This is a genomic window from Prevotella amnii CRIS 21A-A (genome assembly GCF_000177355.1).
Classification (GTDB): Bacteria; Bacteroidota; Bacteroidia; order Bacteroidales; family Bacteroidaceae; genus Prevotella; species Prevotella amnii.
Window position 1 is genome coordinate 1 of sequence record NZ_ADFQ01000041.1, and the last position, 7557, is coordinate 7557.

A 7557-nucleotide genomic window follows, 5' to 3' on the forward strand; every position below is an offset into this window, starting at 1 on the left:
AGTAAGCCACCGCATCATTCGTTATAACCCATTTGAACATGCGGAATATGAAAAGGTGGAAAAGGCAATTCGTTTTCTTAGCAAGAGTGATGTAGCAAACCTGATGGCAATGAAGATGTGTGATAGCGATGCCGAACTTGCAAGGCGGATGTTCATCTTCTCCTGCTTCACAGGTTTAGCCATTACGGATATGGAACACTTGACGTTTGGGCATATCAAGAGCGCAGCGGACGGACAGATGTATATAAGAAAGGAGCGTCAGAAAACAAAAGTAGAATTTATAGTGCCGTTACATCCCATAGCCAAGACGATTATCGAGCAGCAAAGGCAACTAAAAGCGGTGAAAGAAGAAGGCAATAACACGGATATGGATAATCGCTTTATTTTTCAACCTTATTGCAGCAGAAGTGTGTTAGCTGCGAAGTTAAGCATCGTAGGCAAGGCTTGTGGTATCAAGCAACGTTTGTCCTATCATATGGCAAGGCATACCTTCGGCACGATGTGCCTAAGTGCAGGTATTCCCATAGAGAGCATCGCCAAGATGATGGGACACGCATCAATTGCAAGTACGCAGATTTATGCGCAGGTAACGGACTGCAAGATTTCGGAGGATATGGACAGACTCATCGCCAAACATCAGGAAAAGAACAAAGAAAACGATACAATGGAAACGGAAGCTATTACCATAGGGACAATGACGATTGTCAACGCAAGCAGAAACGAAAGCATGGAGGAAACGGCATGAATAAAGAAGGCAGATTGCAGACAGGGACAGATTCTCGACAGAGCATAGCACGCAGCTATTTTGAATGGGGAAACGGTATGCAGGTTGTCCGCAGGGGTACAGGCGAAGTAGCCATGACCGAGGGCGAGCTTGCGAGGTTCTTTGGTGTGACATGGAAGAAAGTCAGTGGCAGTCTTCGGGCGATAACCGAAGAATCCATCCTGTCTCCAGATGAAAGGAATGCAGGTGAAAGGAAGATTGTTACAGATAAGGAGGTAAGGGGCTACGCACCGCTCTACCCACTACCGACAATCATCGCCCTTTCCTTTCAACTTGACTGCGTAGAAGCCCACCTGTTCAGAAGGTATGTGTGCAGTGAGTTGATGCGTCCAAGGAACTCTGTCATTCCTATCATCATATATGGCAGGGGTGTCAACAGCTGAATATGTACCAATCTTTTTTCTTTCATTGTTTTCTTACTACATTACTACAATATGAGATAAACCGATGAAAGAAAAAGGATTACGTTGTTGTCAGTAGTTGCTTATGTGTGTTACTACGATATGACTACATACTACCAACAAGTGAACGGAAAGAATATGTTTCTATTAACTATAGAATAGAGTCAGAGAGGGTTATGAACCTTCAGATATTTCAATCTATAAAATGGAGGAAACGGCATGAATACAAAGAACAAAGCACAGATAGAAGTAAAATTCCATCAATGCAAAGAGCGCAGTTATTATGAATGGGGCAGCAATATGCAAATCGTCCGCAAAGGAAATAGAGAAATTGCCATGACGGAGGGCGAACTTGCGAGGTTCTTCGGTGTAACGTGGAGGAAGCTCAATAATAGACTTCAAGAGATAATCCGCAATCCCAACCTGCACCCTGATGAAAGGTGTGCAGGTGAGAGGGTAATAGGCAGAGATAAAGAGTTGGCAGGTTATGCCCCCATCTTTACCCGCTCCCAATCATCATTGCCCTATCCTTCCAACTTGACAGTGTAGAAACCCACCTGTTCAGAAGATATGTGTGCAGTGAGTTAATACGTCCAAGGAATGCACTCGCCCCAATCATCATATATGGCAAGGGTGTCAATAACTGAATAATGTATCAATCCTTTTTCTTTCACTGTTATCTTACTATATTACTACAATACAAGATATATCGTTGAAAGAGAAAGAATTACATTGTATCAAACAGGTGTTTATGGGTGTTGCTATAATATGACTACATACTACTTAAATGAGAGTATAAAAAAGAGATTTTCAGTATTGCTTTGTTTTTAGACATTACTGCATACACAAATGTATTTACTTGCTTTATATTTTGCAAAAAGTCATCGAAGTTGCACAATTACAAGATAACTCATTAAAAAGTTTTGTGAAAATTTGGAGATATGGATTATTTTTCTTTAATTTGCAAAACTGAATATATATTAATTACTTAATAAATATCATACTTTTAGAATGGTTTTACTTTAATCAAGTAAACTCCTTAACCGTTCAAATCATATATTAACTAGTTTTTTAGGAATGGACTAATAAATTATCAGAAATGAAAAAATTATTATCTGCGGTGTTTTTTCTTACACTTTGCTGTAGTGCTGCAAATGCACATTCTGTTAAGGTAACATTATCAAATGGACAAGTTGTTTACCTTGAGTCTGACAATTATCAGAGTGCTTCTGATATGATAGCAGATGTTATGAGGTTAGAGAACCAAATTCATTAAATCTTTTAAATGCATAGATATTATTCTGCTTAATATCTATGCATTATTTTGTATTTGCAAAATTATGATAAAATCGTGTTCTCTCATATTAGCCTTTATAATGAGTTGTTTTATTAATATGCATTCACAAACAGTAAATGGAGCTATGCCTTCTTTAACCTTGGTAAATAAAACAACGTTTGATTCTGCAAAAGTACAAATTTTTTATGAGTTTTCTTATTTGCAAGATTCCACAGATATCGCTAAACGAATCAATGGGCAAACTATGCTAACTATCGGAAAGCAAATCTGTGGTTTTTGTGATTATTTTTCGTGGAAAAATGATTCTATCAATGATGCTTATTATGAACAAGGACGTTCATCTATTGAATACTTCGCAGCAGCTATGTCATTAGAAAAACCGACCTATAACTATCCTCTTGTTAAAGACATATCTAAAAAGGAAGCCACAATACAGATAGAGGGACTCGGCACGTATCAGTATACTCAGACTTTACCAGTGATAAACTGGGAAGTTATAGGTGATGACAGCATCATCAACAATATAAATGTGACTAAAGCCAAATGCAGTTTTGGAGGTAGAGATTGGACAGCGTGGTTTGCTATGGATTATCCCGTTCCTTATGGCCCTTATCTGTTTGATGGTTTACCTGGACTAATAGTTTCTATAAGGGACTCAAAAAATAACTTTTCGTTCAGACTTAATGGTATAATAAATGTATCAGAAGGGATGCCTATTTATCTTCATAAAAACATCAAAATAATAAAAACAAGCAGAGAAAAGGCGCGTCAGGCTTACCGTAATGAGAAGGAAGATCCATTGCGGGCTATAAAGATGAATATGCCTGGTGTGATAATTCCACCTGAAACAGCAAAGACGATAAAACAAAAACCGTATAATCCGATTGAACTGGAATGAAAACCAGCCTACGATATATTTTACTTAGCCTATGTCTTTTTATTTCCTGTCTTATTTACGGTCAGGGGACAGAGAGTAATGTTCATGGTATCGTGACAGATGCCAAGAGCGGTGAACCCCTTATGTCTGTAAGCTGTCGAACATACGATAAGAACGGAAAGTTGCTCACTTTTGGAATATCAGATGTGGATGGTAAATATATGTTGCGGCTTTCTGCCAATTGTAGTTATGCAGAGTTCAAGTCTATTGGATATAAGGGACACAGGATAAGTGTAGCATCACTGCACGATAATTCTGATGTGGCTTTGGTACGAGACGCAGTTGCTTTGCAGGAGGTGACCGTTAATATCAAGCCGATAGAAGTTCATAAGGACACCATCAATTATAATATTGCAGCATTCAAGGATGTAAATGACAAAAAATTAGTAGATGTACTAAAGAAACTACCAGGTATAGAAGTGGATGAAGATGGAAGGGTCACCTATAAAGGTAATAGTATCAATAGTTTTAATATCGAGGGACAGAGCTTATTAGGCAATAGATACAATCAAGCTACAAACAGCCTTCCGATAGACGCTGTAGCACAAGTTCAGGTGATGGAGCATGACCAACCCATAAGAGCATTAAGAGGGAAGGTGCTATCGGACAAGGCTACACTAAACATCAAATTGAAAAGTGACTACAAGGCAAAAATGTTTGGAGAACTCAGTGCTGGTGGTGGATATGGAGACGAAGCACTGTGGAATGTAGATGGAACAGCTGTGAGAATCGCACGTAAAAACCAACTTTTAGCGACCCTTCAGACTAATAATACAGGCAACAATCTCAACGAATATGCTAAGGAACATATAGACGTGACGGATATAGACGGTTACGAGCCTATTCCAAACAATAAGCTGACAACAGAAAGACGAACTTTCCTGCCTATTGATGAGAAACGTTTTACATTTAATAAATCAATTTCTGCAGGTTTGAATCATTCCCATCTAGTTGGGAAATATGGAAACTTTCGCTCCAATATCGTTTTTTATGGAAACCGTATTAACGATTCCGACAGTCTTGTAAACAAGTATGGAGGAAGTTCGCCAGTTATGTTACATGAGATGGATCAGTCAACATTTAAAGACTGGGTATTGGCGCCTATATTTCATTATGAACATAATGCTCCTCATGTATTCCTTATAGAAGAATTAACAACGAGCTTTGGTAAGCAGACAAATAACGGAGTGATTAATAGCAACTACGTGGGAATTGACAGCAAGACGAATGCAAGATCAATAACAGTACAGAACAAATTGCAGATGACACTGACATTGGGTAAGCAAATTCTTCAGGTAAATTCATTCGTACGCTACTATTGTAACCAAGAGAAATTGTTTTCTGATGATATTTCAGATAACCCCATTTATAATTTGGACGAACGGCTTCTTTCAAAAAGGCTTGTTGCAAGAAATAGTGTTTCAACTATTTTCAATGTCTGGGGCAATGAACTGCGACTGAAATATGCGTTAGAATACAGAAATAACGGTTTGCGAATCCAACAAGATAGATATGATAAGTATTTTTATGTCAAGAACAGCTTTAGCCCAGAATATACCATAAAGTACTCTCGTGGTTTTGTTTATGTAGCATTACCCCTGAACGCTCTATCTTCACGTATGCAATGGCTTCCACATTCTAAGAATAATCGGTTTTATCTTACTCCTTCCCTCAGATGGTCTCACCATTTCAATTCTCAATGGAGGTGTATGCTAAGTGCAGGTGTAACAGATGATATTGCTGGAGAAGATCCGTTTTCTAGCTTCTATTTTTCAAACTACCGTACGAAAGTTTCTGGATTGGACAATCTTGGAAGAAATCTTAGCAAATCACTTTCAGCTTCGTTAAACTATACAAACATCATATCCCTCTTCTCTTGGAATATGATGGTAACGTCGTCATGGCAGAAGCGGGATTTCTATAACTCTTATACTTATGATAACCAGTGGAGCAAAATCGATCCAATTTGGGAAAACGTGCGTTCCAACAGACTCTTAGCCCTTACTTCTGTAGAAAAAACATGGAGTAAAATTCGCTTATTCACAAAAGCGACAGTCAATTTCAATCATAGCGAACAACCATTTATACAGAATACTGTTGAATACAAGGTAAAGTCGAATATATTCTCCACATCATTATCATTGTCATGGACTAAATTATCATGGCTTCAAATCTATAATGATGCGACCTTCAATCTATCGTGGCAAAACAACGAACAATTTAAGTCGAGCAATTCACTTAGGAGCTATTATAATACTTTTCGTCTGCAAGTTCACCCAGTCAAGAAACTAAATTTTGGAATATCTGCAAACAATAATATTATAGAGACAGAACCCAGTAAATATCATAGCCTGACTTTCGTAGATGCATCATGTTCTTATATCATTTCAAAAAGAATCGAGCTGACTGGCAAGGTCACCAATCTTTTCAATCAGACTAAGTATATAGAAGGTTATTATTCTGGTATCAATTACTTTTACTATGAACGTCCCTTACGAGGGATAGAAGGTCTTTTTTCGATTTCTGTTAATTTTTGAGTTCTTATTTTTGAAAGGATAATCAAGCGGAGCTAAGTCGAAATGACGGACATATTGGGATAGGCAAAGGATACCTTGATGCATATCTATGGGAAAACTACTTGCCCGAAAAACATTGGTTTCATTGATTGCAAACATTTTTCTTGCAAAGGTAATGACTATAGGATCACTCTAAAAGGCTGCGGATATCGGATGCTTACAATGAAATATCACCTATGTGCCTATATATTATAATTATCTAAAAGCCTCTCCAAGTCTGATTCCTTATAAAGTATCTTCCCTGCAAACTGCATATAGGGTATAATCTTTCTATCCCTATAATCCTGCAAGGTGCGAGGGCTGATATATAGCCGCTCACACACCTCCTTACCCGTAAGGAAATGCTCTCCGCTAAATAGCGGCTTGTGCGTTTGTGCCACTTCCTTAATTCTCCTGCTCACACTGTGGATAGCGGACAGCACTACCTGCATTTCGTCCATATCCATGTTCAAATCTCTAACAGCTTCCATCTTTTCATTGTTTGTCTATTTGTTACTCTTGGTTTTCTCTGATTTTGTCTGTAACAATCGCTCCACGTCCTCACGCTTATAATAGCACTTGTGCCCGATTTGTGCAAACGGCAGCACGCCCGTATCTCGATAATGCTGTAAGGTGCGCTTGCTGATGCCCAGTAGCTGACACACATCTCCGTTGTGCAGCCATTCTGTGTGTTTACTCGATTCTCCAAATGCCTTATAGCAGGTCTGGGCAAGGGCGAGGATTTCGTCCCTAAGCATCGCCCATTGTTTGTCGGTAATGATAAAATATCCCATAGTGTTATATTGTTTTGTTTATATTTTCCTTTTGCGATTTGCTTTTCATCGCATGTTTCTGCGTGCAAAAGTATGCGCTTATTTCCAATCCGCAAAGCAGTGGGGAACAGCAGGGAAGAATAGGGAAACCAAAGGAAATGCGGTTATCTTTCTTACTATTCTGTAGTTCCTTATCTTCCTTTTTCCTAGGTTTGTTTTAGTCAAAGCAATACAGTGCAGATTGGAGCAAATAAGTACATACTTTTCTTGTAGTATTTCTATACTTGCTCCCTTATATTAGCCTGAAATCCTTATTTTCCTGCTTCTTCCTGTCAGAAATCCGTGAGAAATTCATTGCCAATGAGTGCAACATTATGCAAGCATGCTCAGATTGCTTGGAACATTGACATTCTCGCCGTAACTTCACTCTTGGAAACCAAAACGGGTAAACAATGAAAAATGAAGCAGATAAAAGCAGAATGAAAACAACTGGCAATTCTACCGAACGCAGGGGAAACACCTCCAAAAACAGCGAGATAGAAACCTATCTCCGTGCGCACTATGCGTTCAGGTATAATACCGTGCTGGGCAGGACGGAATACCGAAGCAGTAAAGATGCAAGCAATCGTTTCACAAAGGTTGGACGCTATGAAATCAACTCTCTCCGTAGGGAACTTGACTCCGACATTGGCATCATTACATCGTCCGACAATCTCTATTCCATCATCGAAAGCAGCTTTTCGCCACGCATCAATCCCATACAGGACTACTTCAAGGCTTTGCCAGAGGTTGATGCTTCAGAAGTGCTGC

7 protein-coding genes and 2 pseudogenes are annotated in these 7557 nt (G+C 38.9%); 7 read left to right on the forward strand and 2 right to left on the reverse strand.

Going from position 1 to position 7557, the window contains the following annotated elements; translation table 11 throughout:
- The 6 genes and pseudogenes from HMPREF9018_RS03830 to HMPREF9018_RS03850 all read left to right on the forward strand — a co-directional run.
- On the forward strand, positions 1-745 hold a 745-nt coding region (locus HMPREF9018_RS03830), incomplete at its 5' end, for a site-specific integrase (RefSeq protein WP_008448402.1).
- On the forward strand, positions 742-1167 hold the full coding sequence (locus tag HMPREF9018_RS03835) for a hypothetical protein (protein WP_008448406.1): 426 nt from the start codon (positions 742-744) through the stop codon (positions 1165-1167). The genes HMPREF9018_RS03830 and HMPREF9018_RS03835, both read left to right, overlap by 4 nt.
- 237 nt (positions 1168-1404) lie before the next feature.
- Positions 1405-1832, forward strand: a pseudogene (locus HMPREF9018_RS03840) (hypothetical protein).
- Positions 1833-2284: 452 nt separating this feature from the next.
- Positions 2285-2461 carry a hypothetical protein gene (locus HMPREF9018_RS11085; RefSeq protein ID WP_198506721.1) on the forward strand — a complete coding sequence of 59 codons (177 nt, stop codon included), beginning with the start codon at positions 2285-2287 and terminating at the stop codon, positions 2459-2461.
- Positions 2462-2525: 64 nt separating this feature from the next.
- Positions 2526-3380, forward strand: a complete 855-nt coding sequence (locus HMPREF9018_RS03845; RefSeq protein ID WP_039864290.1) for a GLPGLI family protein — start codon at positions 2526-2528, stop codon at positions 3378-3380.
- Positions 3377-5956, forward strand: a complete 2580-nt coding sequence (locus HMPREF9018_RS03850; RefSeq protein WP_008448394.1) for a peptidase associated/transthyretin-like domain-containing protein — start codon at positions 3377-3379, stop codon at positions 5954-5956. Before HMPREF9018_RS03845 ends, HMPREF9018_RS03850 begins: the two co-directional genes overlap by 4 nt.
- Before the next feature lie 221 nt (positions 5957-6177).
- Here HMPREF9018_RS03850 and HMPREF9018_RS03855 read toward each other — a convergent pair whose 3' ends face one another.
- Together HMPREF9018_RS03855 and HMPREF9018_RS03860 are read right to left on the reverse strand one after the other, a co-directional pair.
- Positions 6178-6465 carry a helix-turn-helix domain-containing protein gene (locus HMPREF9018_RS03855; RefSeq protein WP_008448398.1) on the reverse strand — a complete coding sequence of 96 codons (288 nt, stop codon included), beginning with the start codon at positions 6463-6465 and terminating at the stop codon, positions 6178-6180.
- 15 nt (positions 6466-6480) lie between these two features.
- A complete protein-coding gene (locus HMPREF9018_RS03860; protein ID WP_008448408.1) occupies positions 6481-6768 on the reverse strand; it encodes a helix-turn-helix domain-containing protein in 288 nt (95 codons plus the stop codon).
- Between the two features lie 431 nt (positions 6769-7199).
- Here HMPREF9018_RS03860 and HMPREF9018_RS03870 point away from each other — a divergent pair.
- Positions 7200-7557: pseudogene (locus HMPREF9018_RS03870) on the forward strand (VapE domain-containing protein); the annotation flags it as partial.

Coding starts and splice junctions, on each gene's coding strand:
- HMPREF9018_RS03835 (WP_008448406.1), top strand. CDS start 742: ATGAATAAAGAAGGCAGATTGCAGACAGGGACAGATTCTCGACAGAGC.
- HMPREF9018_RS11085 (WP_198506721.1), top strand. CDS start 2,285: ATGAAAAAATTATTATCTGCGGTGTTTTTTCTTACACTTTGCTGTAGT.
- HMPREF9018_RS03845 (WP_039864290.1), top strand. CDS start 2,526: ATGATAAAATCGTGTTCTCTCATATTAGCCTTTATAATGAGTTGTTTT.
- HMPREF9018_RS03850 (WP_008448394.1), top strand. CDS start 3,377: ATGAAAACCAGCCTACGATATATTTTACTTAGCCTATGTCTTTTTATT.
- HMPREF9018_RS03855 (WP_008448398.1), bottom strand. CDS start 6,465: ATGGAAGCTGTTAGAGATTTGAACATGGATATGGACGAAATGCAGGTA.
- HMPREF9018_RS03860 (WP_008448408.1), bottom strand. CDS start 6,768: ATGGGATATTTTATCATTACCGACAAACAATGGGCGATGCTTAGGGAC.